The sequence below is a fragment of the Brevibacterium sp. SIMBA_078 genome (assembly GCF_046534565.1).
Lineage (GTDB): Bacteria > Actinomycetota > Actinomycetes > Actinomycetales > Brevibacteriaceae > Brevibacterium.
In genome coordinates this window covers 1-326 of record NZ_JAWRYQ010000097.1, presented here as the reverse complement: position 1 = coordinate 326, position 326 = coordinate 1, and the positions used below count along the sequence as shown (strand labels likewise).

General features: G+C 38.3%; 1 protein-coding gene and 1 pseudogene. Both read left to right on the top strand.

The window, feature by feature from the left end; all coding sequences use genetic code 11:
• Positions 1-77 precede the first annotated feature (77 nt).
• Positions 78-146 (top strand): annotated as a pseudogene (locus SB749_RS19025) (XkdX family protein); the annotation flags it as partial.
• Positions 147-206: 60 nt separating this feature from the next.
• Positions 207-326: BhlA/UviB family holin-like peptide (locus SB749_RS19020; protein WP_410711675.1), on the top strand; the 120-nt coding region annotated here is incomplete at its 3' end.

Sequence of the window (326 nt, the reverse complement as noted above, 5' to 3'; positions counted from 1 at the left end):
CTATCTTTTTTTATAGAAATATTTGAATACTTATTATGTGTTAACATTTCAAGTTCTACTGCTTTAATTAGTATAACACCGTAGCAGCGGGGAGAATCACACCCGAACAATATGAGCAGATCACAGGTGAGCCGTACGAAGTATAGGCTTATTTTTTATGGCGGGAGAAGGTGAGCAAAATGGAGATGGATTTGGCACAGTATTAAATGACACAAGGACCCTTTGCGGTGCTTTTTTGTTGGGTACTGTTTTATGTATTGAACACGACAAAAGAGCGTGAGAACAAGCTGAACGAACAAATTGACGCACAAAATGATGTTCTAGCA